Annotated in this window: 19 protein-coding genes and 1 tRNA gene; 9 read left to right on the top strand and 11 right to left on the bottom strand. The window is 71.4% G+C overall.

The features are described 5' to 3' along the window. Window positions 1-9 precede the first annotated feature (9 nt). The 5 genes from C8E87_RS24795 to C8E87_RS24775 are packed head-to-tail and all read right to left on the bottom strand — an operon-like array spanning window position 10 to window position 13,505. Window positions 10-7,941: a type I polyketide synthase gene (locus C8E87_RS24795; protein ID WP_133875302.1), complete on the bottom strand. Its 7,932-nt coding sequence runs from the start codon at window positions 7,939-7,941 to the stop codon at window positions 10-12. After that, window positions 7,938-9,617: an acyl-CoA dehydrogenase family protein gene (locus C8E87_RS24790; protein ID WP_133875301.1), complete on the bottom strand. Its 1,680-nt coding sequence runs from the start codon at window positions 9,615-9,617 to the stop codon at window positions 7,938-7,940. Before C8E87_RS24790 ends, C8E87_RS24795 begins: the two co-directional genes overlap by 4 nt. After that, entirely contained in the window at window positions 9,614-11,731 is a 2,118-nt protein-coding gene (locus tag C8E87_RS24785) for a (Fe-S)-binding protein (protein ID WP_133875300.1), read from the bottom strand. The genes C8E87_RS24790 and C8E87_RS24785 overlap by 4 nt, the downstream gene beginning before the upstream one ends. 5 nt (window positions 11,732-11,736) lie before the next feature. After that, window positions 11,737-12,702 carry an electron transfer flavoprotein subunit alpha/FixB family protein gene (locus tag C8E87_RS24780; RefSeq protein WP_133875299.1) on the bottom strand — a complete coding sequence of 322 codons (966 nt, stop codon included), beginning with the start codon at window positions 12,700-12,702 and terminating at the stop codon, window positions 11,737-11,739. 23 nt (window positions 12,703-12,725) lie between these two features. Further along, window positions 12,726-13,505, bottom strand: a complete 780-nt coding sequence (locus C8E87_RS24775; protein WP_133875298.1) for an electron transfer flavoprotein subunit beta/FixA family protein — start codon at window positions 13,503-13,505, stop codon at window positions 12,726-12,728. 208 nt (window positions 13,506-13,713) lie between these two features. Here C8E87_RS24775 and C8E87_RS24770 point away from each other — a divergent pair, with 208 nt between their 5' ends. Together C8E87_RS24770 and C8E87_RS24765 are read left to right on the top strand one after the other, a co-directional pair. After that, window positions 13,714-15,177 carry a nitronate monooxygenase gene (locus C8E87_RS24770; protein WP_133875297.1) on the top strand — a complete coding sequence of 488 codons (1,464 nt, stop codon included), beginning with the start codon at window positions 13,714-13,716 and terminating at the stop codon, window positions 15,175-15,177. Further along, window positions 15,174-15,686 (top strand): flavodoxin domain-containing protein, encoded by a 513-nt coding sequence (locus C8E87_RS24765; RefSeq protein ID WP_133875296.1) that lies wholly within the window; start codon window positions 15,174-15,176, stop codon window positions 15,684-15,686. The genes C8E87_RS24770 and C8E87_RS24765 overlap by 4 nt, the downstream gene beginning before the upstream one ends. Before the next feature lie 378 nt (window positions 15,687-16,064). Here C8E87_RS24765 and C8E87_RS24760 read toward each other — a convergent pair whose 3' ends face one another. From C8E87_RS24760 to C8E87_RS24740, 5 genes are all read right to left on the bottom strand, one after another. Then, on the bottom strand, window positions 16,065-17,078 hold the full coding sequence (locus C8E87_RS24760; RefSeq protein ID WP_133875295.1) for an SDR family oxidoreductase: 1,014 nt from the start codon (window positions 17,076-17,078) through the stop codon (window positions 16,065-16,067). A gap of 89 nt (window positions 17,079-17,167) precedes the next feature. After that, window positions 17,168-17,701 (bottom strand): TetR/AcrR family transcriptional regulator, encoded by a 534-nt coding sequence (locus C8E87_RS24755; RefSeq protein ID WP_133875294.1) that lies wholly within the window; start codon window positions 17,699-17,701, stop codon window positions 17,168-17,170. Window positions 17,702-17,878: 177 nt separating this feature from the next. Beyond that, window positions 17,879-18,292: a VOC family protein gene (locus C8E87_RS24750; RefSeq protein WP_133875293.1), complete on the bottom strand. Its 414-nt coding sequence runs from the start codon at window positions 18,290-18,292 to the stop codon at window positions 17,879-17,881. Between the two features lie 164 nt (window positions 18,293-18,456). Continuing rightward, window positions 18,457-18,531 (bottom strand) — tRNA-Val (locus C8E87_RS24745). A gap of 50 nt (window positions 18,532-18,581) precedes the next feature. Then, a complete protein-coding gene (locus C8E87_RS24740) occupies window positions 18,582-18,983 on the bottom strand; it encodes a TIGR02611 family protein (RefSeq protein ID WP_133875292.1) in 402 nt (133 codons plus the stop codon). Between the two features lie 277 nt (window positions 18,984-19,260). Here C8E87_RS24740 and C8E87_RS24735 point away from each other — a divergent pair, with 277 nt between their 5' ends. The 4 genes from C8E87_RS24735 (at window position 19,261) to C8E87_RS24720 (ending at window position 21,537) form a co-directional block, all read left to right on the top strand. Next, window positions 19,261-19,692, top strand: coding sequence for an SsgA family sporulation/cell division regulator (locus C8E87_RS24735; protein WP_020514863.1), 432 nt, complete (start codon window positions 19,261-19,263; stop codon window positions 19,690-19,692). A 198-nt stretch (window positions 19,693-19,890) separates the two neighbouring features. After that, window positions 19,891-20,772, top strand: a complete 882-nt coding sequence (locus tag C8E87_RS24730; protein WP_133875291.1) for a helix-turn-helix transcriptional regulator — start codon at window positions 19,891-19,893, stop codon at window positions 20,770-20,772. Window positions 20,773-20,837: 65 nt separating this feature from the next. Next, window positions 20,838-21,293: an RrF2 family transcriptional regulator gene (locus C8E87_RS24725; protein WP_133875290.1), complete on the top strand. Its 456-nt coding sequence runs from the start codon at window positions 20,838-20,840 to the stop codon at window positions 21,291-21,293. 64 nt (window positions 21,294-21,357) lie between these two features. Next, window positions 21,358-21,537 (top strand): DUF4236 domain-containing protein, encoded by a 180-nt coding sequence (locus C8E87_RS24720; RefSeq protein ID WP_133875289.1) that lies wholly within the window; start codon window positions 21,358-21,360, stop codon window positions 21,535-21,537. Here C8E87_RS24720 and C8E87_RS24715 read toward each other — a convergent pair. Then, complete coding sequence (locus C8E87_RS24715; RefSeq protein ID WP_133875288.1) at window positions 21,534-22,436, bottom strand: hypothetical protein; 903 nt, start codon at window positions 22,434-22,436, stop codon at window positions 21,534-21,536. The genes C8E87_RS24720 and C8E87_RS24715 overlap by 4 nt on opposite strands. A 67-nt stretch (window positions 22,437-22,503) precedes the next feature. On the opposite strand from C8E87_RS24715, the gene C8E87_RS24710 reads away from it, so the two are divergent. The 3 genes from C8E87_RS24710 to C8E87_RS24700 all read left to right on the top strand — a co-directional run bounded on the left by C8E87_RS24710 (window position 22,504) and on the right by C8E87_RS24700 (window position 26,932). After that, a complete protein-coding gene (locus C8E87_RS24710) occupies window positions 22,504-24,231 on the top strand; it encodes a fibronectin type III domain-containing protein (RefSeq protein WP_239080044.1) in 1,728 nt (575 codons plus the stop codon). Window positions 24,232-24,568: 337 nt separating this feature from the next. Further along, window positions 24,569-26,200 carry a methyl-accepting chemotaxis protein gene (locus C8E87_RS24705; protein ID WP_166661231.1) on the top strand — a complete coding sequence of 544 codons (1,632 nt, stop codon included), beginning with the start codon at window positions 24,569-24,571 and terminating at the stop codon, window positions 26,198-26,200. A gap of 519 nt (window positions 26,201-26,719) precedes the next feature. Further along, complete coding sequence (locus C8E87_RS24700) at window positions 26,720-26,932, top strand: hypothetical protein (protein ID WP_133875286.1); 213 nt, start codon at window positions 26,720-26,722, stop codon at window positions 26,930-26,932. Window positions 26,933-26,974: the final 42 nt, after the last annotated feature.

Raw genomic sequence — 26,974 nt, 5'->3', positions numbered from 1 at the left:
TCCACTCCCTCAGCCATGCATGACGGATCGGAACGGGGCACACACGTCCTCCGGCAGCGCATCGGGCAACTCCACCGTGCGATATCCGTCGACGCGCAGGACGACCGCGCCGTCGTCGTCGCGCACCACACAGTCGAAGCCGCCGCGGCCGTTCGGTCGTACCGTGGCCAGCAGCCCGGCGTGCTCGGTCGGGTCACCGCCGAGGCGCACGGCGCCGACGTGGGCCGGCAGCGCCAGCCGGCCCTGCCGGCCGGCCTCCCACAGGCCGGCGGTCTGGAAGCAGAGCTCGACCAGCCGCGGTCCGGCGACGGTGGGCTCACCCGCCGGTGCCGCCAGATCGGCGGCGAAGCGGGCGGCGGCGCCGTCACCGTGCCGCCAGGCGGAGCCGACGACCTGGTAGGCCGGGCCGTGGAAGTACAGCCGGTACACCTCCGCCGGGCTCAGCTCCGGCGGTTGCGGGTGCACCTCGGCGTCGTCGCGCCCGGGGTCGTACGGCGGCGCGGACAGGCGTACCGACCCGGTGAAGTGGGTGGTGCGCTGCACCTCGCCGGTGCCCGGCAGGACGCGTTCGGCGGACAGCCGGCACTCGGCGAGCAGGTCCGCGCCGGCCGGGCGCAGCAGCGCGGTGACGCGCAGCGTCCGCGGTTCGTCGCGGTAGAACTTCACCGGCGCGGAGAAGTCCACGTCCTCGACGGCCACCACGTGCCAGCCGGGCACGAGGAGACGCGCGACCTCGGCGAACGCCTCGATGCCCATCACTCCGGGCAGCACCGGGGTGCCGTCGATGCGGTGGTCGTCGAGGAACGTTGTGGCCGCCGGATCCAGCGTGGTCTGCACGACCAGCCCGTCGTGCACGCTGAAACCGGCCGGAGCGACAGCCATCGGTCCGCCCGGCGACAGGCTCGCCAGGTCCAGGCCGCCGGTCTCGTGGTACTCCGCGGCCATCGCGCCCAGCGCACCGGCGACGACCACCTCGCCGTCGGCGGTGCCGCAGGTCAGCTCGCGCCGGATCCAGGCGACGCCGGCCTCGGCGGGGAGCATCTCGACCCCGGCCATCTCCATCACCTGGGGGATCGAGCCGCGGGTGGCCATCCCGATCCCACCCCACGCCGTCCAGTCGACGGCGAGGGCGTGTATCCCGGGGCGGCTTCGCCGCAGACTGCTCAGCACCTTGCACTGCAGGTCGTTCGCGGCGCTGTAGTCGGTCTGTCCCACATTGCCGAAGCGGCCGGCGACCGAACTGAACGCGACGACCGTTCCGAGCGGCAAGTCACGCGCCGTGTGCAGGACGTTGAACAGCCCGTCGCCCTTCACCGCCAGCACGAGGTCGAACTCGGCGGGCTCCTTGTCGGGCAGGGTGTGGCTGATCTCCACCCCGGCGGCGTGCAGCAGCACGTCGATCCGGCCGCTGACGGCGCGTACATGAGCCATGGCCTTCTCGACGGCGCCCGGATCGGTCAGGTCGACGCTGTGGTAGTGCGCGGTCCCGCCGGCGCGTTCCACCGCCTGCACGGCGGCCAGCGCGGCCTGCAACCGCTCGAAGCGGGCCAGTTCCCGGTCGATCAGGACCGGCGTGGGCCGTTCACCACGATCACGGAGCCGGGTCGCCAGCTCGGCCTTGAAGCCGTCGCGGTCCTCGGCGTAGCGACGCAGATCCGGGTCGGCCGGGTCCGGCGCGGGGGTCAGGTCGAACAGGTGGAAGGTGCCGGGTGCGGCGTCCGCCAGGTCCGCGATGATCGCCGAGACGATGCTGCCGGCAGCGCCGGTGACCAGGAAGACCTGGTCCGAACCGAGCGGGGTGCAGGCGGCGGGGAACGGACGGTCGGCCAGGCCCACGCCCCAGCGCCGGCCGTCGGCGTAGCCGACCTCGACGCAGCCGGGATCGCGCAGGGTCTCGTCGACCAACCGGTCCGCCGGCGTGGCGGTCTTCCGGCCGGCCGCGAAGTCGACCGCCTTGACCAGCGCGCCGGGCCGCTCCCGGCGGTATGCCTTGGCGAAGCCGGTGACCGCACCACCCAGCGGGCAGGTCGCCCCGTCGTCGCCGTAGCCGTGGTAGCCGCCGAGCCGGGTCGCGGCGACCAGGAACGGGCTGTCGTCGTAGAGCCGGCGCATCGTGGCGTAAAGCGTGCGGACACGCCGGTGCAGTGCGGCGCGCCAGCCGTCGAGGCCGAGACCGTCGAGGTCTCCCTCGTCGTCCAGGGCGGCCAGCCAGTACACGCCGTGCACCGGCCCGCCGGCCAGGGCGTCCTCCAGCGCCACCTCCGGGTGGTCGGGGTCCAGCGTCAGCACCTGGACGCCCAGCCGGGTCAGCCGAGTGGCCAGGGCCCCGCCGACGCCGCCCTGGTCCGGCAGCAGGACGACACGGGTGTCACCGTCCAGAGTGACGCCGGTCGGCACACAGGCAGCCGTTTCGGGACGCAGCGCCGGTACGGGAACCCGGCGGGTGATCCGGTCGGTGGCCGCGAGATCACCGGCGACCGCGGTGGTGACCGGCGGGCCCGCGGCGTCCCGGCGCTCCGGTACCGCCGCGGTGGCCGGTCCGGCGGTGCGGTCCCGGACCCAGCCGACGACGTGTGTCAGGGTCGGGAAGTCCCGCAACTGGAGAGTCTCGTCCCGGGCCACCCCGAACCGCTCCCGCACCGCCGCGAACACCTCAGCCTGCTTGACCGTGTCCACCCCCAGATCCGCCTCGAGATCCAGATCCACATCCAGCAGTTCCGGCGGATAACCGGTCAGCTCCGACACGATCCCCACCACCGCATCGGCGACCTCGTCACCCGCGGGTCCGCCCGCGACAGGAGCCGCAGCCTGGACCGGATCGTCGGCGGCCATCCGCACCGTGGCGGTGTCCCGGCTGCCGGTCTTGTCGCGGACCCAGCCGACCACGTGTGTCAGGGTCGGGAAGTCCCGCAACTGGAGAGTCTCGTCCCGGGCCACCCCGAACCGCTCCCGCACCGCCGCGAACACCTCAGCCTGCTTGACCGTGTCCACCCCCAGATCCGCCTCGAGATCCAGATCCACATCCAGCAGTTCCGGCGGATAACCGGTCAGCTCCGACACGATCCCCACCACCGCATCGGCGACCTCGTCACCCTCCGGTGCCGGCTCAGCCGGCACCGCGACCGGAGTGGGCGGTGCCGGCGGCACGGAAACAACGGGCGGCACGGAAACAACGGGCGGCACGGAAACAACGGGCGGCACGGTGACGACCGGCGGCGCGGTGACGACCGGCTGCGCGGTGACGACCGGCGGCGCGACGGCCACGGGCGCCGCCACCGCCGGGGGCACCCCGGGGACGCCGACGTCGGCGATGCGCAGCCGGCGTTGCACGACCTCCAGCCGGGCCTCGGCGCCACCGGCCTCGGTCAGCCAGCGCTGCCAGGCGGCGGGATCGACGATCCGGTACGCGTACCCCAGCTCTGCCGGCGCCCGGTGCCGTCCGTCCGCGAGCGGCGTCCAGCGCAGCAGCGACATGGCGATCTGTGAGCCGAAGCCGGCCGCCAGCCGCAGCGCGTACCGCACGGGATAGGCGCCGCCGGTCGAGAGGTTGAGCCGGCCCAGCTCGGGGTCCGGTTCCTTGAAGTTGGGCACCGGCGGCACCAGCCCGGTCTCCAGCGTCTTGATGGCGACCACGTCCTCGATGCCGGCGCCCATCGCATGCCCGGTGAAGCCCTTGGTGTTGGTGATGACGACGGTGTCGGCGTCCGCGCCGAAGACCCGGCGCAGCGCGTTGATCTCGGCGGCCGCGCTGCCGCCACGGGCCGGCGTGTACGTCTCGTGCGAGACGAAGACGGTCTCCGGCGCGATCGTGTGCCGCTGCACGCCGCGCGCCTCGGCCCGGTCGAACAGCTGCTCCATGACCTGGCTGATGTGCTCGACGTCGAGCCGGGTGCCGTGGAAGGCGCTGTTGGCGGTGACCGCGCCGAGCACCTCGCAGATCGGTTGCAGGCCGCGCTCGCGGGCGGCGTCGGCGGACTCGACGACGAACGCCGCGGCGCCCATGCCGACGATCATGCCGTGCCGGCGCCGGTCGAACGGGGTCGCGGCCTCCTCGACGATGTCGTCGGTGGCGGCGGCGCCGGAGGCCAGGAAGCCCGAGACCACCCAGGGCAGCAGGACGTCGGAGGTGACGTCGTCGGCGGAGACCACCACGACGCGGCGGCAGCGGCCGGCTCGGATCCAGTCCTCGGCCAGCGCGGTCGCCTGGGTGGTGCTCGCACAGGCGGCGTTGATCTGAGTGTTCGGCCCGCGGGCGCCGATGATCTCCGCGAACTGGGAGTGGCCCATCGACAGGCAGCGGAACAGGAACCGCCGGTCGAAAAGGTACGGGTCGGTCTCCAGCGCGTGCCGCAGCTCGGCGATCCGCCGGTCCACCTCGGCGGTGGCCGCCTCGCCGCCGCCCAGCCGGGCCCGGACCGCCTCGAGGGCGAGCAGCTGCTCGCGGCGGCCCCGGTCGGTGACGTAGCGCTCGATGTCCCGGGCGAAGTTGTCGTAGCCGGGGAAGGCCGAGGCGAAGATGACCCCGGTGTCGTCGCGCATCGACGCGGGCAGGCCCCAGCGGTCCGGCAGACGGGTGCCGAGCGTGGTGTCCTTGTAGTGCATCACCAGTGGGATACCGGCGTCACGCAGCGCGTCGAACCCAGCGCCGATGGCCAGCCGGGTGGCGTTGTCCAGCGCGGCGTCGCGGGTGGCGTCCACACCGAACTGGCCGACCATGTCGACCGGTGCGGCCCGGCCGGCGAGCTTGACGACGTCGGCCTCGTGGTCGATGGTCTCGAAGGTGGGGTCACCGGTCTCCCGCTTCACCAGGCGGGTGATGCGCCGGTCCACCACGGCGCGGCGCAGCCGGTGCGGGATGGTGTCGATGAACTGCTGGCCGGCCAGGATCCGGGCGAGGTTCTCGTCGTCGAAGACCCGCTCCACGCCGGGCAGCCCGAGCGCGGCGCCGGTCACCACGACCGGCTCGGGGCCGGCGGTGGGCGGGCCGGCGGGGCGGCCGCCCGAGTAGATCTGCAGGCCGCGTTCGAGGACGTCGGCGAAGAGGTGACCGAGTTCGGCGTACCGGTCGGTGGTCATGGCGGTCCTTTCCGGCGTGGTCGGGACAGCTCCGGCGGTGGCCGCTGCGGCGGCCCGGCCGGTCTGCGCCGACGCGGCGAAGCCGAGGCCGGCGGCGTAAAGGCCGCAGAGGGCCTGGTTGAAGGAGGCCACGTCGCCGGCCTTCGGGTGGTTGGTGAACAGCGCCAGCACGTCGTCACCGAGGACGTCCTCGACGAAGCCGTGCAGCGCCCTCTTGGGGCCGACCTCCACGAAGATCCGGGCACCGGCCGCGTAGAGCGTGTGCAGTCCCTTGACGAACTGCACCGGCGAGGCGACCTGCCGGCCGAGCAGGTCGAGCATGGCCTCCATGTCGGCGTCGGGCGGGTAGAACTCGCCGGTCACGTTCGAGACGACGGGACGCACCGGCGCGTGCACGTCCAGACGGCGCAGGGCCACCTTGAGCGGCTCGCTGGCCGGCGCCACGATCTCGGTGTGGAAGGCGTGGCTGACCGGGATCCGAGTGGCGGTCAGGCCGGCCCGTTCGAAGGCGGAGATCGCCCGCTGCACCGCCTCGGTGGCGCCGCCGACGACCGCCTGACTGACGCTGTTGACGTTGGCGACGACGACGTATCCCTCGGTCGCCGCGACGATCCGCTCGATCTGCTCGAGCGGGCCGAACACCGCCGCCATCGCGCCGTTGTCGGCCATGGTGAGCCCGGCCATCTCCCGGCCGCGGGCGCTCACCGCCTCCAGCGCGGCGTCGAACGACAGCGCACCGGCGGCGACCAGGGCGCCGTACTCGCCCAGGCTGTGCCCCATCACCAGGTCCGGGCGCACGCCGTAGGCGTCCAGCAGCCGGGTCAGCGCCAGGTCGGTGGCGAGCACCGCGGGCTGGGTGATCTCGGTCTGCATCAGCTGCTCTTCCAGGCGACGCCGGGTGGCCTGGTCGCTCTCGTCGGCGAAGATGTACCCGGTCAGCGGCCGGCCCAGCAGGGGCGTCATCACCCGGTCCGCCTCGGCGAAGGCGGCGGCCACGAGGGGTTCGCGCGCCCGCAGGTCGCGCAGCATGTTGACGTACTGCGAGCCCTGCCCGGTGTAGAGGAACGCCACCCGGCCCGGTGCGCCGCGCCCCAGGTACACGCCCTGGGCCCGCAGCATCCGCCAGCGGGCCGGGTCACCGGCACGCAGCGCCGAGACCGCCCGGCCGGCTTTGGCCGCGAGGTCGGCCGGGTCGGCATAGTCGATGGCGACCCGGACGGCGGCCCCGGCGATCTCGGGATCGGGCGCGGCCGGCGCGGGGGCCCGTCCGGCCGCCGCAGCGGCGGCCAGCCGGTCCAGCTGCCCGGCGACGTCGGCCTCGTCGCGGCCGCCGACGACGGCCGCCCCCCGCAGCGGCGGCCGAGGCTCGGCCGAGGCGGAGGCCTGCCGGGCGAGGTCGACCCCGGCGTACGAGCGGGCGCTCTCCTGCGGCTGCCGGTGCCGCCCGGGGACGTACTCCTCGAGGACAGCGTGGAAGTTGGTGCCGCCGAAGCCGAAGGCGCTGACCCCGGCGCACCGCACGCCGTGCCGCGGCGCCGGCCACTCGCGCAGCTCGGTGTTGACCCGGAACGGGATGGCGTCCCAGTCCACGTGCGGGTTGGGCCGCTCGAAGTGCAGGCTCGGGGTGAGCACCTTCTCGTGCAGGCCGAGAACCGTCTTGAAGAGTCCCGCCGCGCCCGCCGCGGCCTTGAGGTGGCCGATGTTGGACTTGACCGACCCGAGCGCGATGGCGCCGGTGGCCGCACCGGCCTTGGCGAACACGTCGCTGAGGCTGCCGAGCTCGGTGGCGTCGCCCACCCGCGTCGAGGTGCCGTGCGCCTCCACGCAGGAGGCCAGCGCCGGGTCGAGTCCCGCGTTCTGCCAGGCACGTTCCACCGCGAGCCGCTGTCCCAGCGGGTTCGGGGCGGTGATGCCCTTGCCGCGGCCGTCGCTGGAGCCGCCGAGGCCGAGCAGGACCGCGTAGACGCGGTCGCCGTCGCGTTCGGCGTCGGCAAGGCGCTTGAGCACGAACAGGGCCGCGCCCTCGCCCATGACGAACCCGTCGGCGCCGGCGTCGAACGGGCGTGTGCCGGTGGCGGACAGGGCACCGATTTTGCAGAACTTGACGAACGCGGCCGCGTTCATGTTGCGGTCCACGCCGCCGGTGACCGCGACGTCGAAGTCGCCGGCCTGCAGTCCGCGCACCGCCGCGGACATGGCGGCGAGCCCGGAGGCGCAGGCCGCGTCGGTGGTGAAGTTCGGGCCGCGGAAGTTGAACAGGTTGGCGATCCGGCCGGCGATCACGTTGGCCAGTTCGCCGGGCATGGTGTCCTCGGTGATCTCGGGAAGACCGGCCAGGAACGGGTCGCGGGTCTCGGCAAGCACCGCGGCGCGGACCGGTTCGGGCAGCTGAGCGAAGGACGGTGCCGACCGCAGCCGCTGCACCACCTCGTCGAACTGCACCCGCAGCACGGTGCGGTAGTGCTTGTCCCCGCCGATGGCGTTGCCGATGATGACGGCCACCCGTTCCGGGTCGACGGGCCAGTCCGGCCAGCCGGCGTCGAGCAGCGCCGCCCGGGCAGTGGCGACGGACCACTTCTGGCCCTCCTCCATCTGCGCCGAGACCGCCGGTGGCACGGGCAGCTGCCAGGCCAGCGGGTCCCAGGTGAAGTCGCGGACCCAGCCGCCGATGCGGGAGTACGTCTTGTCGGGGGCGCGCGGGTCGGGGTCGTAGTGCAGAGCCGGGTCCCAGCGCTCCGGCGGCACGTCGCTGATCGAGTAGCGGCCGGTTCTGATGTTGGTCCAGAAGGTGGCGGCGTCGGGCGCGTCGGGCATGACGGCGCCGAGCCCGATGACGGCGATGGGTACGGGACTTACGGCGGTCATGACGCAGCCTCCAGAGGTGCGATCCGGTCGTACAGTGCGTCGGCGATGTGGTCGAGGTCGGCGAGCAGTCCGGTCTGCGCGGCGCGTACCCGATCCAGCGGCAGCGCGGCGGCGGGGTCCGTGCCGGTGGGCGCCGGTTGTGCCCCGAGGACCAACCGCAACCCCTCGTCGGCGACCTTGAGCGCGGCCTCGCGGGCGAAGACGCGGCTGATCGCCGCCAGAGTGGCTGTCGGGAAGCGCCGGTCCGCCTTCTCCGGCAGGGTCCCGGCAGCGGCCGCGGCGGCGCGGCGGGCGAGCACGCCGGCGCACTCCGCCCAGGCGATCAGCTCGCCCAGGCGCAACAGGACGTGCTGGTTGCGGGTGAGCCTGTCGGTCCGGCAGGCGTCCAGCACCGCGGCCAGGCAGTCCAGTGCCAGGGCGGCGATCGGCCCGCCGGAGGTTGCGGGCAGCGCGGCCAGGTCTCGGGCGTCGTCGCGGTGGTACCGGCCGGCGCTCTTGAGGTGCTGCTGCCACCGGTCACGGGCGATCGTCATCTCGAGGATCTCCGAGGTGCCCTCGTAGATCGTGGTGATCCGGACGTCGCGTTTGATCTTCTCGACCAGGTAGGGCCGGGTGTATCCGTACCCGCCGTGCGCCTGGATCGCCGCCTCGGCAGCGGCGTTGCCGGCCTCGGTGGCCAGGTACTTCGCGATGGCGCCCGCGGTGTTCAGCGCCCCGTCCGTACCCTCCCCGGCGTCGAGGCGGGCGGCGGTCTCCTCCACGAAGGCGCGTGCCGCCTCCAGCCGGACCGCATGCGGGACGATCAGCTTGTGGGTGTAGCCCTGCTTCTCGGCGAGCGGCGCGCCGCCCTGGGCCCGGCTCGCGGAATAGGCGATGGCCCGGTCGAGCGCCTCCCAGCCGCCGCCGAGCCCGAACGCGGCGACCATCACCCGGGTGTAGCCGAAGACCTGCTGCGCCTGGACGAGCCCACGGCCCTCGACCCGGCCGACCAGGTTCTCCGCCGGCACCAGCACGTCGTCGAGGAACAGCGCCGCGGTGTCGGACAGCCGGATGCCGTGTTTGTCCTCGGGCGCAGAGGCGGTGAAGCCAGGGGTGCCGCGTTCGACGATGAACCAGGACGGCCCACCGGGCGCGAGCGCGAGGATCGTGCAGACGTCCGCGACGGTCCCGTTGCTGATCCACTGTTTGCGCCCGGTCAGCCGGTACCCGGTGAGCCGTCCGCCGCTCTGTACCGGCGTGGCGGTTGTGGTCAGCGCGCCCAGGTCGCTGCCCGCCTCCGGCTCGGTGGCGCCGTAGGCGAACAGGATGCCCTGTTCGGCGATCCGGCCGAGCCACTCCTTGCGCTGCTCCGGGGTGGCGCCGACCAGGATCGGGTCGCTGCCGAGGAAGGTGGCGAACACCGACGTGGCGACGCCGATGTCGATGCGGGCCATCCGCTCGCAGATCCGGTACGAGTCGAACGCGCCGCCGCCCAGACCGCCGTACTCCTCGGGGACGAACACGAGGTGGACGCCGAGGTCGTCGCCGCACATGCCGCGGACGGTCTCTTCGGGGCACACGTCGTCGCGGTCCAGTTCGAGTCGCCGGCTCTCGGGCAACTGCTGGGCGAGGAAGTCGTCGAGAGAGGACAACATCAGGTGCAGGGTGTCCCGGTCGAGGCCGGTGGTCGTGGTCATGGCTGCGCCCTTCCGGGTTCGTTCGTGAGCAGGGGGTCGGATACCGATCGCAGCAGGACCTCGGCCACGTCGATGACCGCGACCTGACCGCCGTCCCGGTCCTGTTCCTGGCGCAGTGCCACACCGTCGGCGAGCATGTCGACGCAGTACGGGCAGGCGGCCGCCACGATGTCCGGCCGGGTGGCGAGCAGTTCGTCGGTGCGGGTCTCGTTGATGCGGGTGCCGAGCGTCTCGTCCAGCCACATCCGGGCACCGCCGGCGCCGCAGCAGAAGGACCGCTCCCGGGTGTGTTCGGGCTCCATGAGACGGACGCCGGGCAGGTCACCGAGGATCGCGCGCGGCGGTACGAAGACCCGGTTGTGCCGGCCCAGATAGCAGGGGTCGTGATAGGTGACGGTGGCGTCGACCGGCGTCACCGGGGTGAGGCGGCCGTCGGCGACGAGCCGGGCCAGCAGCTGGGTGTGGTGCAGGACCTCGTAGTCGCCGCCCAACTGCGGATATTCGTTGGCCAGGGTGTTGAAGCAGTGCGCGCAGGTGGCCACTATCCGGCGTACGCCCGCGCCGTTGAGCGTCTCGACGTTCTGCGCGGCGAGCTGCTGGAAGAGCAGTTCGTGGCCGATGCGCCGAGCCGGGTCACCGGTGCAGGTCTCGCCGCTGCCAAGGACGGCGAACCGGACCCCGGCGGTGTGCAGCAGCTGAGCCACCGCGCGGCTGGTGCGCTGGGCCCGGTCGTCGAAGGCGCCGGCGCAGCCCACCCAGAACAGGTACTCCAGGTCGTCAGGGATGCGGTCGCCGTTCAGCGTGCGCACCTCGAAGTCCAGCCCGGCGGTCCATTCGGTGCGGGCCCCCGAACCACGGCCCCAGGGGTCACCGGCGTGCTCCAGGTTGCGGAGCAGCACCCCGGCCTCGGGCGGGAAGCTGGACTCCATCAGCACCTGGTAGCGGCGCATGTCGACGACATGGTCGACGTGTTCGATGTCGACCGGGCACTGTTCCACGCAGGCGCCGCAGGTGGTGCACGACCAGAGCACGTCGGGGTGGACGACACCCTCGGCGCCGACCAACGGGGTCAGCGCCGCGGCCGACGCCAGCGCGTCCACCCGGGACCGGTCGGTAGCGAGCAGGTACGGCGCCGCGGTCAGCGCGTGATCTCGCAGGCTCATCACCAGCAACTTCGGTGACAGCGGCTTGCCGGTGTTCCAGGCCGGGCACTGCGACTGGCACCGCCCGCACTCGGTGCAGGTGGCGAAGTCGAGCAGGCCCTTCCAGGTGAAGTCGGTGATCGAGCCGCGGCCGATCACGTCGTCCTCGCCGGGGTCCTCGAAGTCGACCGGCTTGCCGACGGAGTGCACCGGCAGCAGGGCGCCCAGGGCGCGCGGCCGGCGGCTCAGCGCGATGTTGCCGGCCGCGGTGAAGACGTGCAGGTGCTTGGAGTGGACCACGATGACCAGGAACAGCAGCAGTATGCCGAGCGCCAGCAGCAGGCCGGCGGTCTCGGCGACGTCGTTGCCGGTGGCGCCGAGCGGCTCCAGCAGCCGGGCCGCCGCCTCGGAGGCGAAGGCACCGCCCGGGAACGGGAAGTGACCGGTGTTGATCTGGGCGCCGCGGTAGAGCAGCAGGCTCCATACCACGTTGAAGATCATGAAAAGGACCAGCCACGCGGCGTCCAGATGGGAGCCGAAGAACCGGGAGCGGCGGCCCTCACGGGCCGGCGAGTGCCGCATCCGGATCGCCGCGAAGACCACCACCGAGACCAGCGTGGCGAGGATGAACACGTCCTCCAGGAAGCCGAGCCAGGGCTGGGTGCCGATCAGCGGCAGGTGGAAGTCCCGCTGGAGCAACGCGCCGTACCCCTCAATGACAGTCAGCACGAGCACCAGGAAGCCCCAAAACGCGAGCATGTGCGCCACCCCGGGAACCGTCCAGGTCAGCAGCTTGCGCTGGCCGAGAACCTCGATGAGCTCGGCGCGTAGCCGGGCCGCCGCGCCGGTGGTCCGGCCCGGCTCCACCGGCTGCGCGGCACGGCCCAGCCGGTGCAGCATGGCGATCCGCCGACCGGCGACGAAGAGCGCCACCGCGGTCATCACCAGTCCGATGCCGAGTCGAAGAGCCATGGCCGTCAGCCCCTGCGCTTCCGGATCTCGTCGATCAGGGCCGGTACGACGGTGTGCAGGTCACCCACCACGCCGAAGTCGGCGATCTGGAAGATCGGCGCCTTCGGGTCCTTGTTGATCGCGACGATGGTCCGGGACCCCTGCATGCCGGCCCGGTGCTGGATCGCTCCGGAGATGCCGCCGGCCAGGTAGAGCTGCGGGGCGACGGTCTTGCCGGTCTGCCCGATCTGCAGGTCGTGCGGGCACCACGTGAGGTCGGTGGCGGCCCGGGAAGCGCCGACGGCGCCACCCAGCGCGTCGGCCAGGCGCTCGATCACCGCGAAGCCCTCGGCGGAGCCGGCGCCACGGCCACCGGCGACCACGACGGTGGCGTCGGCGAGTCCGGGCCGTCCGGTGGCGGCCTTCGCCCGGCTCGCCACCACGCGGGGGACCGCGGCGGAAACCGGCTCGGCGGTGACTGTCCGGACGGCGGCGTGGGCCGGCTCGGGCGCGGGCTCGGCGGTGACGGCGTTCGGGCGCACCGTGATCACCGGGGTTCCGCGCCGGACCCGGCTCTCCGTGAACCAGCCGCCGGCGAACACCGACTGAGTGACCACCGGGCCGTCCGGGCCGGTGGTCACGTCGACCGCGCCGGTGATGATGCCGGCGTCGAGGCGCACCGCGACGCGGGCGGCGACCTCCGTGCCGCCCGGACCGGAGCTGACCAGGACGGCGGCCGGCGCGGTGCTGGCGGCCAGGTCGGCCAGCGCCAGCGCCTCGACCATCGGCCGGTACGACGGCGGCTCCGGCGGCGTGATCGAGTACACCGTCGTCACGCCGTACCGGCCGAGCGCGTCGATCAGCGCCTCGCCCGCGCCGCCGTGCACCACGGCCGCGGGTTCGCCGAGCCGGCGCGCCAGCGTCAGCAGTTCCAGGCTCGGCTTCCGAATGATTCCGTCGTCGTGGTGGATGAGGACCAGGACTGTGCTCACCGCAGCCTCCCAGGGCTTGTGGTCTACAACAGCTTGTTGGCGGCGAGGAAGTCGGCCAGCCGGACGGCGGCGTCGCCCTCGTCGGTGATGACCGTGCCCGCCTCGCGGGGCGGCCGGGGACGGACAGCGCGGACCTCGGTGGCCGCACCGGCGGCGCCGACCTGTCCGGCGGTGATCTCAAGGTCGGCCAGCGACCGGGTGGTGACCGGCTTGCGCTTGGCCGCGACGATCCCCTTGAAGGAGGGGTAGCGGGCCTCACCGGACCGGTCGGTGACCGTCACCAGGGCCGGCAGCGGCGCGGCGACCTCCTCGGTCGCGTCGTCGGTGTCGCGCTCGACGGTGACGGTGTCACCGTCGACCCGGACCTCGGCGGCGTCCACCAGCGCCGGCATGCCGAGCCGGTCGGCCACCATCACCGGCACCACTGACATCTCCGCGTCGGTGGACGCCATGCCGCAGATGACCAGGTCGGCATCCGTCTGCTTCAGCGCGGCCGCGAGGACGAGCGAGGTGCCGGCGGCATCCGTGCCGTGCAGCGCGTCGTCGAGGATGTGCACCGCCCGGTCACCGCCCATCGCGAGGGCCTTGCGCACCGCCTCGACGGCCCGGGCCGGGCCCATCGTCAGATAGGTGATCTCGGTGGCGACGCCCGCCTCGGCGAGCCGGACGGCCTGTTCGACGGCGTATTCGTCCAGTTCGGAGAGCCGGCCGTCGATGCTCGCCCGGTCCAGCGTGCGGTCATCGGCGAAACGCCAGGTGGCCGTCGCCTCCGGGACATATTTGATCAGCACTGCGATCTTCATGACAAAACCGCCCGAGCTAGTAGGGTCCTGACTACGCAGCGTATGGACATTTGTCGATCAACTGCAGGCGCCGATACCCCTGAGAAAAGGGACCAAGGACCTATTGACCTCCGAGCAGAAACCGGTCCGGCGATTGGGGGCCGAACGGCACTGGTGGCGGGCGGCGCCGTGACGCGACGCTCAGTCGAACCGGCGAGGGGAGGACACGATGACGGCCCGATCGGCTCGCGGTCCGCGGATCATCCAGGGCGGCATGGGCGTCGCCGTCTCCGGCTGGCGACTCGCCCGCGCCGTGTCCCTGACCGGCCAGATGGGGGTGGTGTCGGGCACCGCACTGGAGATCGTCTGCGCCCGGCGGCTGCAGCAGGGCGACCTCGGCGGTGACATACGCCGGGCACTGGCACACTTCCCCGTGCCGGGGGCGGCGGAACGGATCCTGCGCACCTACTACGTGGCCGGCGGCAAACCCGCGACGGCACCGTTCCGGCCGGTGCTGCGGTTCAGTCAGCAGCCGTCCCGGGTGCTCGCCGAGCTCACCATCGCGGCGAACTTCGTCGAGGTGTACCTCGCCAAGGAGGGTCACGACGGCCTGATCGGCATCAACTACCTGCGCAAGATCGAACTGCCGATCCCGTTCGGCTGCTACGGCGCCATGCTCGCCGGTGTCGACCACGTGCTGGTGGGCGCCGGAAACCCCGCCCACCTGCCCGGACTGCTGGACGGGCTGGCCGCCCACCAGCCGGTGGCGCTGCCGGTCCGGGTCCAGGGCGCCACGTCGGCCGACGGCCAGCACGCCATCCGGTTCGACCCCCGGGCGTACGCTCCGCCGGGGCAGCACCCGCTGAAGCGCCCCCGCTTCGACGCCATCGTGGCCTCCGTCGACCTCGCCGAGGGGCTCGCCGCCGATCCCGGCACCCGGCCCGACGGCTTCATCGTGGAAGGCGCCGCAGCCGGTGGGCACAACGCCCCGCCGCGCGGCCCGCGCCGCGTCGACGACACCGGTCAGCCCGTCTATGACGACCGCGACGTGGTCGACCCCCGGTCGATGACCCGGTTCGGTCTGCCGTTCTGGATGGCCGGTTCGTACGGCACCCCGGACGGACTCGCCCGGGCGGTGGCTGCCGGAGCCACCGGTGTGCAGGTGGGCACCGCGTTCGCGTACTGCGAGGAGTCCGGGATGGCCGCCGAGTGGAAGCGCCGCGTCGTCGAACTGGCCGCCCGCGGCGACGTGCCGGTACGCACCGACGGCCGCGCCTCCCCGACGGGTTTCCCGTTCAAGGTGGTGCAGCTACCGGGAACCCTGTCCGACGAGGACGTCTACGCCGATCGGGAGCGACTGTGCGACCTCGGCGTGCTGCGCACCGCGTACCGCAAGCCGGATGGCTCGGTCGGCTACCGGTGCCCCGCGGAGCCCGTGGCGATGTACCGCAGCCACGGCGGCGGCCGAGAGGTCAACACGGCCGGGCGGCGCTGCCTGTGCAACGGGCTGATGGCGGCCGCCGGCTTCGCACAGCAGCGGGCCGGCGGCTACACCGAGCCGCCGGTGATCACCGCCGGCACCGACTTCACCGCCGTACGCGAGTTGCTGCGCCGGCTGCCCGCCGGCCGGCAGACGTACCGGGCCACCGACGTGGTGGCCTATCTGCTGGAAACGGAGAAGGGACTGGCATGACGGTACTGGTGGCATACGCGACGAGCGGCGGATCCACCGCCGAGATCGCCGGCTGGATCGCCGAGGAGCTGCGCACCGCCGGCCTGGACACGCGGCTGGTGGCGGCCGGCGAGGTCGACGACGTGGCCGGCTACGAGGCCCTGATCCTCGGCGCCGCCATGTACGCGGCCGGCTGGCACGCCGACGCCCGCAAGTTCGCCAAACGGTTCGCCGGCCAGTTCGCCGGACGGCCGGTCTGGCTGTTCGACAGCGGCCCGCTCGACCACACCGCCGACGACACCGATCTGCCACCGAACCACCAGGCCACGGTCGCGATGGAGCTGCTCCAGGCGCGGGAGCACGTGACGTTCGGCGGCCGGATGACCGCCGAGGCGCACGGCTGGCTCGGCTTCCTGTCCCGCCGGATGGCGAAGGAGGGTCACGCCGGTGACTTCCGCAACCCGCCGCGGGTCCGGGCATGGGCACGCGGGGTGGCCGCCGAGATCCTGGCAGCGCGCCGGCAGACCTGACGTTCGCTACTGCCGGGAAGCAGTGAGCCAGCCGGACGGACCTCGAACGCGCTGGCGGACGCGGGCGGCGCCGCAGGTGGGAGGGCACCTGGTGTGCGACTGCGGCGGTGACCCGTCGGTAGCCGGGTCCGGCGACGTCGTTGATCGTGGAGTCGCCGAGCTGCCGGGGCACGGTTTGCGGAGCGTACGGGATCTCCAGCGTTGCGAAGGCCATCTCGTTGGCCGAGGTCACCGCGGCCTGCCACCGCCGGGCCGGCAGAGGTAAGAACGGCTTCAGGATTCCGCAGACGACGCGCCGTGCCAGGATCGACGGCCGCGCGCCCCGCGACGGCCGGATCAGGCCCGGCCGCAGGAAGAACGCGTACGGGTGGCCGCCGCTCAGTGATGGAGGGCGAGCAGGCTCTCGGCGGTCTCGACGATGGTGTCTTCGATCGGGCGGGGCTTCCAGCCGAGCAGTCGCTCGGCCTTCACCGAGGTGGCCGCCAGGTCACGGCCGAGCGCCGCGCGAAGCTGACGTACCTGCGGGTTGACCTTGGCGAGCTGGCGCGCGGCCCACAGCGGCATTTCCCTGGTCGGTACTTTCGCCGCACGTTCGCCCAGGCGGTCGCGCAGGATCGCGGCGACGTCACGCAGCCAAAGGCTGCGTCCGGCGGTGGCGATGAAACGCTCGCCGGCGGCGGCTGGTTCGACCAGCGCGAGCAGGTGCAGCGCGGCGACGTCGCGTACGTCGACGTAGCCGGTGGCGAACGGCAGCAGAGCCGGCATCGACCCGTCGAGCATGCGCGCGATCCCGGTGAGCGATGGGGAGTATTCGAGGCCGAGGACAGGGCCGAGAACACCGGTCGGGTTGACAGTGGCCAGTTCGAGGGCGCCGTCTCGGACGAACTCCCAGGCTGCGCGTTCGGCGAGGGTCTTGGACTTCTGGTAGGGCTGAATGCCCTCCGCGTCGACGTTCGTCCAGTCCTGTTCGGTGAACGGGGTGTCGCGCTGCTCGTGGCCGTAGGCGATCGCGCCGATCGCCGAGGTCAGCACCACCCGCCGTACGCCGCCGTCGCGGGCCGCGCGCAGCACCCGCAGCGTGCCGTCGACCGCCGGGCGGACCATCTCGTCGTCGTTCTTCGGCGCCTTGGTGAGCGTGGGCGAGGCGACGTGGAGAACGCCGTCGCAACCGGCCGCGGCGTCCGCCCAGCCGTCGTCACCCGCCAGGTCCGCGCGGACCACCTGCAGGGCGTCGCCGGGATCGGCGCCTCCCCGGCGCAGCATTTCCCGCACCTTATGTTCGCGGGACAGGTCACGCACCGTGGTGCGAACCGAGTATCCGGCGTTGAGCAGTGCCAACGTGCACCAGCCGCCGATGTAACCGGAGCCTCCGGTTACCAGAACTTCCGCCATGTCAACGCCTCCCGCAGTGTCGTACGCCTGTGACAACCACGGTAGTGGAGAGTTCTCCACTTCGTCAACAAGAAGTGGAGAACTCTCCGCTAGCGACTCCGCCGAGCGTCGAGCCCGTCGAGGATGAGCGCGAGCATGGGCTGCGTGCGGTCCGGCGCGGCTCGCCAGAGAGCGCCGGTGAACTGCAGGAAGTCGCCGGGCTCGGCGTCTTCGCGGATGCTGCCGTCAGCCTTGCCGGCGTCGAGCAGTTGGGCGATAGCGCCGATGACCGGGTCGTACGTCTGCTCGCTGATCGACTTGTGGGCGTCCGGGCTGAGAGCGGCGCCGAGGGCGTGCTTCGTGCGCATGCCGATCACCAGCTCGGTCGTCCAGCGGCGCAGTGCCTCCAGGGGTGGCTCCGCGGCGAGCAACTCGGGCACCGCGCCGATCAGCTTCGCGACCTCGTCCCGGTAGATATCGAGGATGAGCGCCTCGCGGGACGGGTAGTTGCGATAGAGGGTGCCAGGTCCGACGCCGGCCCGCTGGGCAATCTGGTTCATCGAGGTGTCGTCATCCTCGGCGAAGGCTTCCCGCGCCGCCGCCAGGATGCGGGCGCGGTTCTCGCGGGCGTCTGCACGAACCATTTTTCTCCCTGCCGTCCGGAGAGGCCCGCAAAATCGGAGACCCCTCCGCAACGATAGGAGTACGCCTTCGCCGCCTCAAGGCCCAGCATTGGCGCGGCCCACCGCCGTATTCGCCGCCGGCGCGATCCTCTGCGGCGCGCCGTGCCCGGCCATCGGATCAATACGGCGACACCTTGATCAGCGGGCCGGCTGGATCAGTTCCAGCAAGTTGCCCTCCGGGTCCTTGGCATAGGCGAAGCGCATCCCCCGCCGCACGGCAGGGGCCGGGGCAGAGACCTCACGCCCGCCCGCGTCGAGAACCTTCCGATAGGCGGCGTCGAGGTCGTCCACGTAGACCGCCCAGTGGAAGTAGCCCTGGGTGCCGGCGCCGTCGAACGCGTCGGCGAACTCCTGCGGCGCCGGCCCGCCACGCTCGATCAGCTCGATCTTCAGGCCATTGTCCACACGCAGGATCGCCGTACGGATGTGCGCCTCGGGCACCTCGAAGTGCTCCTCCACCTCGGTCAGCCCGAGTGCGGCGCCGTAGAAGCGCCGCTGTGCGTCGAGGTCCGCGACGGACAGCCCGACGTGGTCGAAGGAAAAGGTCGGCATGGTGGGGACAGCGAGCCGGCCTTGGGCCGCACCGACTTCGAACGACGCGGCCGCACACGAGGGCCTTCACTCGCAAAGAAGAGTTTTCCCCAGCTCACCGCCCGTTAGCCGCGCGGTTCACGCACTGCCAACTGCGGTATCACGTTTGCCCAGTTCAGGGCTATTGGTGGGCGATACTGGGATCGAACCAGTGACCTCTCCGGTGTGAACGGAGCGCTCTCCCGCTGAGCTAATCGCCCTCAACGCGTCATGACTGTACTAGATGCCGGGCCGGGTGGGCGAACAGGGGTCAGGTCAGCCGGTCGAGCGCCACGTCGATCAGGTCGACGCCGAAGCTGACGCGGAACGAGACATAGACGACCGCGCTCACGAAGAGGAACGTGGCCAGGCCGACCAGCGCCTTGACGGGCCAGGACTGCCGGCCGATCCAGTGCGTCCAGGACAGCACGTGCTTCTTCGTGAACTCGAGCAGGTGTTTGGCCCACGCGAATTCGATGGCCCAGATGGCCAGGCCGGCGATCACGATGGCCCAGCCGGGGCCGGGCAGCGGGATGGCGACGATGCCGACGGCGACGACGATGGCGCCGAGGACTGCGATGGAGATTTTCAGGGCCAGCCGGCCCGTGGGGTTGGCGCGGATCTTGTCCAGCACACCCGACGGAGCCACGCCCTGGTCCGGTTTCGTAGTCATTTCATCCCCCAGTGTCCCGCAGCCCCGTCACCACCCGGGAGAAATGGACGTTACCGGAGTAAGTCAACTGCTGGACCACCCGACGCCGGGCGGAACCGAGTACTTGGGGCAGAACAGCACAAGATATCGCTTTAAGTCTTGTGCGAAAGGGTTTTCGGAACCGTCTTCCCACTACTGGGTGAGATCAGCGTATGGCGGAGCGTAACGACAGGGATCACCTGAGTATGGGAAACGCGGGGTTCACCAGCCTCGCAGCGGTGCCGGGGGGAGTTCGTCCATGAGTACCATTCGTCCAACGACCGTCGAGGTCGAGACCTCGCTGCGGCTCGTAGCGCCTGACGCCACGGCTCTGCCCGTGCGCGCCAGCCTGCGGTACGACCCAGCCGACCCTTATGCGGTGCACGTGTTGTTCCACGCAGAATCAGCCGGTGGGGAAGCCGTGAGCTGGTCCTTTGCGCGGGAACTGCTCGTCACCGGGCTCGATGAGCCCGCGGGTATCGGGGACGTCCGGGTGTGGCCGTGGGCCACTCCGCGGGGCGACTTCGTGGCCCTGGCGTTGTCGTCACCCGACGGGAACGCGTTGTTCGAAGTGCCGCGTAGCGTCCTTGTTCGTTTCCTTCGTCGCACCTATGTGGTGGTGCCTCGTGGCCGTGAATCCGAACATCTCGACGTCGACGCGGCCGTGAATCGGTTGCTGGCCGGCCGATAGCGTACGAAATGCGATGGGGCGACCCGTTCGGACACTGCCGGTCCGGACGGGTCGCCTTTTGTATAAAGCTCCCGATATGCAAATAACTGGACATTCGCCCCAGAAATGTCGTTCGGTGAGGCGTATAGGCGACAGCCGGGCCCGAGCTGCCTCTCGCCTCGTGCATCGCTGGTCAAGGCCGGTTACCGTCGTGGCGCGATGTCCACTGCAGCAGCGCGGTTCGAAACCGCGACCCCGTTTGGCCCGCCCGGCTGGGCGGGAGTCGGCACCTGCGCCCTGGACGCCACCGCGGCCCAGCCGCCGGTCCGCCTTCCCTATCACGTGCTGGTGCTGGCCACGGCCGGGCACGGCACCGTCGAGGTCGACTTCTTCTCCCACGCCTGCCGGCCCGGCACCCTGCTCTGGATCCGGCCCGGTCAGGCACTGCGGGTGGGGCGCAACGGGCTGATCGCCTCGGTGATCACGTTCGAGCCGGCCCTGCTCAAGGAGCAGGGCGACGAACTGCCCTTGCAGAACCGCTGGCAGCTGCGCGGCGAGGACGAGGACGCGGTGATCAGCGAGTTCACCCAGATCGCGGTGGATCACGAACGGCACGCGCCGAGCCCGGCCGCCAACCACACGCAAGGCTCGATCGCGGCCGAGTTGCTGCGCCGCCAGTTGCACGTCCTGCTGCTACGTCTCGCCCTGCTGAGTTCCGGCACACCGGCCGGCCCCGAGAGCCGCACCTACACCCGGTTCCGGGGGCTGCTGGAGGCCGGGCACCCACACAGCCGCCGTGTCGAGGACTATGCGGAGGAGTTGGGCTGCTCCGTGCGTACGCTCACCCGGGCTTGCCTGTCCGTCACGGGCCGCACGGCGAAGCAGGTGGTCGACGACAGGGTCGCGCTGGAGGCCCGCCGGTTGCTCGCCTGTACGCCCCTGTCGGTGGCCGAGGTGGGCCGCCACCTGGGGTTTCCCGAGCCCACAAACTTCGGCCGTTTCTTCCACCGCGAGGTCGGTATGAGCCCCGGCCAGTTCCGCGCGGAGGCCTCGGGCGAACCGCGCGGCATCATTCCCGCACAGCGACGATCATCTGACTGAGCGTAATTCCCACAAAACCCTGGGGTATGTGCGGGCCGGTGGTGCGGAGGGGGCATGATGAATGGGTGCAGATCTCCGCGCGCGGCGACTACGCGGTCCGGGCGGCCCTCAGCTTGGCTAGGGCCTACCCGGCATTGATGTCCGCCCAAGCCATCGCCCAGGATCAGGAAATGCCCCGCAAGTTCCTCGAGGCGGTGCTCGCCGATCTGCGCCGTGCCGGGGTCGTACGCGCGCAGCGTGGCGCCGAGGGTGGCTACACGCTGTCACAACCCCCTCGCGATGTGACGATCGGCCAGATCCTGCGGGCGGTCGACGGGCCGCTGGCCGGAGTGCGTGGCCTGCGCCCCGAGGAAACCCAGTACGCGGGCGCGGCGGAAAATCTGCCCAACCTGTGGGTCGCCGTCCGGGCAGCAGTCCGCGAGGTCGTCGACGAGGTCAACCTGGCCGAGCTGCTCAGCGGCCGGATGCCGGCCCACGTCCGCAAGCTGACGACCCGCCCCGACGCGTGGCAGCCACGCTGACGTTTGCCGATTTCGACCATCGGGAATCGAACGTCCATCCGACGAACCTTGGAGGGACGTACCGATGGGCCTCGTTTTCCGCAAGCGCAAGAAGTTCGGCCCGTTGATCCTGAACTTCACCGAGAACGGCTACTCCTCGTGGAGTCTCAAGATCGGCCGCTGGTCCTGGAACTCGCGCAGCCGGGCGCACCGCTACGACCTGCCCGGCCCGTTCTCGTGGAAGCAGGACAAGAGCCGCTCCTAGAGGGAGATGACGACGTCCCCGCCGAGCCGCCCGTGTGCCGGCCGGCGGGTGACAGTCCCCGCGTCGACCAGCGCGTGCAGCACCCGCGTGGCGTCGGCGGCCCGATAGACCGTCTCGGTCAGCGCGTACGTGCGTAGCTCGGTCACTGTCGCCTCGCCGCCGCGCTCGAGCCGGGCCAGGATCTCGCGCCGCAGCGGACCCGGGTGCGGCGTCAGCGAGATGTCGATCAGGTGCCGGTCGGGGTCACCGGGGTCCCGATACCGTACGCCCGCGAACTCGTCGACCGACCACAAGGCCTCCTTGAAGCCTTCGAGACTCTTCCCCGCCGTCGCCCCGAACACGAGCAGTTCGCCCGGTTCGTCCGAGACGGCCAGCTCGACCTGGGTGAACAGGGGCCAGCCCGTACGGTAGGAATCGGCCTTGGCTCCCGGCGGCAGCACCAGCAGCACCTCGGCCGGCTTACCCGCGGTCAGAGCCGCCACCGTGGCGGGCGCCGGAGGCTCGCTCGCGTTCGCCGCGTCCAGACACCCCAGCAGCGGTACGCGTTGAGCACCGATCGCTTTGAGGCCAACCGGCAGTGTTTTGTCCGTCCCGCCCGAGATTGTGTGTACGGCGAGACCCGCGCCCGCACCCGATTGCTCCCCGATTGCCGACAAGCGCGGACCGACATCCCCAAGATCGTCGCCGGTGGCCACCATCGTGAGCTCCCGGCCCCGTACGAGATCGGACTGCTCGGCCAGAACCCGCATCGCGGCCTCGGCCGTGGACCCGTCGTCCGAGTCGGCGTAGCCGTGGACGTAAATCACACGCCGGGCACGGTGCAGCGCGGCCGGAGCCCAGGCCTCGAGGTAGCGGACCAGGACTTCCTGCTTGATCTGAGCGATCGCGTCATAGGACATGTACGAGTTCTACAGTGTCCGCCCCGCGAGCCGATCGCAACCTTGCACTTGTACCTACAGTGGTCACATGAGCACTATGGGACACGTGGCCCCTCCTCCGCTCGCCGAGCTCACCGCACGCGCCCAGACGTTGTCGTCTGCCGGCGACCTCGCGGGCGCCCGGCGAGTGCTGGCCAACGTCCTCAACCCGGCCGACGCCGCCGACCCCCAGCAGGCCAGCGCCGACCTCGCCCTGGCGGCGGCCCTGCACGCGCGCATCCTGATCGCGCTGGGCGACGCCCACAATGCCCGGCTCTGGGCCGGTTACGCCCATGCCGCCGAGGAACGCCTGCACGGCCCCCACGACAACCGCACGATCGCCGCGGCCGCCACTCATGCCGCGGTGCTGCAGCGGGTCGGCCACTTCGGACGCGCGTCCCAGGTCTACCGCCAGCTGGTCGCCGACCTGACCGAACTGGAAGGCGCCGACTCGCCGCGGGTGCTGGCGGCCGAGGCCGACCTGGCCACGGCCGAGCACGCGGCGGGCAACTGCAGGGCCGCACGTTCCCGGCTCACCGCGGCGTGGCACCGGCACAGCCAGCGTTACGGCGACGCCTCCCCCGCTGGGATCAAGATGCTGGCCCGCCTGGGCGCGATGGAACGCGAGTGCGGGCGCGACGCCGAGAGTCGCGAGCATCTGGCCAAGGCGCAGGAGCTGTGCGCGCGCTACCTGCCTTCGGACCATCCCCTCGTACGGCAGGTGGCCGCGCTCGTGCAGGGGTCGGCCTCGGGCCGGCACGTGTGCGGCCGGGTCGAGCAGAGCGACGGCCCCGGGATGACCACGGTCGGCAATCCTCGCGTTCCGGGCGTGCCCGGCGTCGGCGCTCCTGGCATTCCAGGTTTTTCCGGCGCCCCCGCCGTCCCTGACGTGCCTGCTCCTCGCGCTTCCGGCGCTCCCACCGCTTCGGCTGATCCCGCCGCTCCCGGCGTCACCACCGTCGGCGCCCCGGGCGTGCGGCCCGTGCCCTTCCCCCGGCGTCCCACGGTGCCCGACCCCGAGGAGTTCCCGCCCGACGACCCGGGCCTGCCGCCGCCCGACAACCGCCCCACCGACCCCAACGGCACGGTCTATCAGCAGCCGCTCTATCTGGCCGACGTGCACCAGGAGCCCGGTGACCTGCAGGGCCGCCACGCCCGCGCCGACACCCCACCACCGATGCCGGGCCGGCGCGCCCCCGACTACGGCCCCGACGGCCGTCCCGTCCCGATCGGCTCCGCGCCCGCTTCGACGTACACGTTGCCGCCGAACACCGAAAGGCGTCTTCCCGTACGCACCGAGCCCCCGCCCCCGCGCCGCCGGCAGCCCTTCGTCCTGGCCGCTGTCCTGGTGGCCGGCGTGGCAGCCGTGGTCGCCGTGGTGGCCCTGACCCTCCCCAACGCCAACGGCGCCGAGGGCCCGACCGCGAACGCCACCACCCCGCCCGCGGTGACCGGGCCCGCCGCCACCCCCTCAGCGCCCGCGGCCACCACCCGCCCGCCCAAGGCCGACCCAGGCGCCCCCACGGCCGTGAAGCTGCGCGACAACCGCGACAGCGTCCTGCTGCAGTGGTCTTACCCCCGCAATGCCGAAGGCCCGATCCTGATCTCGGGCGGACGTGCCGGGCAGCCGCGGAAGCCGTTCCAGCAGTTGCCCGCGGGCAGCACGGACTACGTCGTCTACGGCCTCAACGAGTCCTCGAACTACTGCTTCACGGTCGCGATCGCGTACGGCACCAACAACGTCGCCCGCTCGGTCCCGGTCTGCACCAAACGCTGACGGCCGCTTCGGACTTTGCCGACGCCCGGTGACGGCTGCTCGGCGGCAGGAATGTTCACGGCGTATTCCAGAGGGATCGGCGGGAATTGGCGCTCGGGTGAACTTCGCAGGTTGAACAGTGCTCGTAGCGAGCTGCTTGCCGCCCGGATGACGCCAATCAGTGCGTTGCGCTCAGGCGAAGCGCTGCTCGATGAAGCGGAGCAGCGGGAGCGCCATGGGATTAGCACGGTTGCGTTTCGAATCGCAGTACCGGATGGCTTCGCATTCGAACGCCGGCGACGAAAGAGCTTCTGGAAGCGGCTCGAAAGGTCAGGAGCTGCCATTTCAGGGAGTGTGCATGGAGTCGACACCGCTTGAGGCATCGCAGCGCCGCCGGGGACTGGCCGGTTGGTTGGGAGACCGCCGGGTCAGCACGAAAATTCTCGGGGCGGTGCTTGTCGTCGCCACGATAGGCACCGGAGTGTCGTCGTTCGCCGTCCTGGAGATGGCAGCTATCAACCGGAGCACCAACGACGTCTACAACGGCAGCCTGCAGCTGCAGACCATCGCCGAGGTGCGCAACACCTTCAACCGGGTCCGCATCGACTCGCTCAATCACTTCCTCACCGACGACGCCGACGTGCAGGCCGAGGCGGAGAAGGCGCTGGCCACGGACCTGCGAACGCTCGCCGACGCCGAAGCCCGCTACAAGAAGTTCGAGCTCGGCCCGATCCGCAACGCCGCCATCGCCGAGTTCGACACGGCTTGGTCGCAGTATGTCTCGGTGCTCAACGGCAGGCTTCTCCCGCTCAGCCGCGCCGGCAAGGACGACCAGGTCGCGGAGATCCGCAAGAGCGAGATCGACCCTCTGGTGGGGCAAGCCCGCAAGGCCCTGGACACCGTTTCGGCCCAGACGATCGTCGTGGCACAGGAAGACAAGGACGCCGCCCAGTCCGCCTTCGACACCGCCCGCACGCTGGTGATCACGCTGATCATCTCGGGTCTGGTGGTAGGTGTGCTGGCGGCGCTGGGCATCGCCCGGCTGATCACCAAACCGCTGGCCCGCTGCGTCAGGGTCCTCATGTCGATCCGTGACGGCAACCTGACCGCCCGCACCGGCCTGACCGGCAAGGACGAGGTCGGCGCGCTGGCACAAGCCCTGGACACCTCCACCGAAGCGATGGCCGGCATGGTGCGCCAGATGGCCGCCAACGCCCACCAGGTCGCCGCCGCTTCCGAGGAGCTGTCCGCGGTCTCGGTACAGATGTCCTCAGCCGCCGAGGAGACCTCCGCGCAGGCCGGCACCGTCTCCAGCGCCGCCGGCATGGTGTCACAGAACGTGCAGACCGTCGCCGCCGGCGCCGACGAGATGGGCGTAGCGATCCGCGAGATCGCCACCAGCGCGACTGAGGCCGCCACCGTCTCCTCCCAGGCCGCGCAAACCGCGCAGCGCACCAACGAAGTCGTCGCGAAGCTCGGCCAGTCCTCCGCCGAGATCGGCAACGTCATCAAGCTGATCACGGCTATCGCCGAGCAGACGAACCTGCTCGCTCTCAACGCCACCATCGAGGCCGCCCGTGCGGGCGAGATGGGCAAAGGCTTCGCCGTGGTCGCCTCCGAGGTCAAGGACCTCGCTCAGGAAACCGCCCGAGCCACCGACGACATCTCGCGCCGGATCGGCGCCATCCAGGGCGAGACCGAGCACGCCGTCGTCGCGATCGGCGAGATCGCCGGGGTCACCGTGCGGATCAACGACCACGCCGCCACTATCGCCGCCGCCGTCGAGGAGCAGACGGCCACCACCAACGAGATGGTCCGCAGCGTCGCCGAGGCCTCCGCGAGCGCCGACGACATCGCCGGCAACATCGCCGGCGTGGCCGAGGCGGCCGACGCCACAGCGGCCGGCGCGACCGAGACCCAGGCGACCGCTCAGGAGCTGGCCCGCATGGCAGCCGAGATGAACCGGACCATCGCCGTCTACCACGTCTGACAAGAAGTAAAGACACCGCTGCGAGGCAGCCCATTCTGACCTCGCGGCGGTGCCTTTCCTCGCACCGGACAAGATCACGCTGCCTGCTGAGCGGACGCCACCGGGCGGTTGGAAGACCCCCGTGGTTGTCCCCTTTGTCCTCAACCGTGACGTCCAGCGCTCTGACCTGATGTGCAGTCGGGCTCTCTGCGCCCCCACGGGTGTGGTCAGGCCGTCTGCATCCGTTCGAGCCGGGCCATCCAGTTCTGGTCGATCGCGGTCAGCACGACGTGCACAGCCCGGAAGGACTCGCGCAGCTGCCGACGGGTGAGCGTGTCCACCGTGAACTGACCCTACGCACTCAGCGACTGGTCCTCGCCAACCCCGGGCCGGGTCCGGTTCCGGTGCGCCGCGGGCGAGGCGCTACACCGTTGGCTGGAGGCCAGCTGGCCCCGGGATCCGTAATGGCAGCATTTATCATCATGCCGGGAAGATCCGGTCTTCCGACGAAGGGCGGATACGTTCGTGGGCTGGGCAGACGTGGCTGAAGCGCTGGTGGCCGGACTCGCCGCCGCACTCGGGATCCATCTGACTCAGGCGGCGCTGCAGAAGCTCCGCGAGCGCGGGATCTGCCCCGAGCGCTGGCTGCACGACCGCTCCTACCTCGTGCCGTTCCGCCGGGAACGCGTCCCGGCGCGGACAAGCACCGATCACCGGAGCGACGACGAGCTCGCCCCCGCCGACTCCCGCTGACACACGACTTCGCGATCTTGGGTGGAGGCGGGCCGCCGATCG

The organism is Paractinoplanes brasiliensis (genome assembly GCF_004362215.1).
Lineage (GTDB): Bacteria > Actinomycetota > Actinomycetes > Mycobacteriales > Micromonosporaceae > Actinoplanes > Actinoplanes brasiliensis.
The sequence above is the reverse complement of the archived record's forward strand: the minus strand, read 5'-3'. Positions and strand labels throughout refer to the sequence as shown.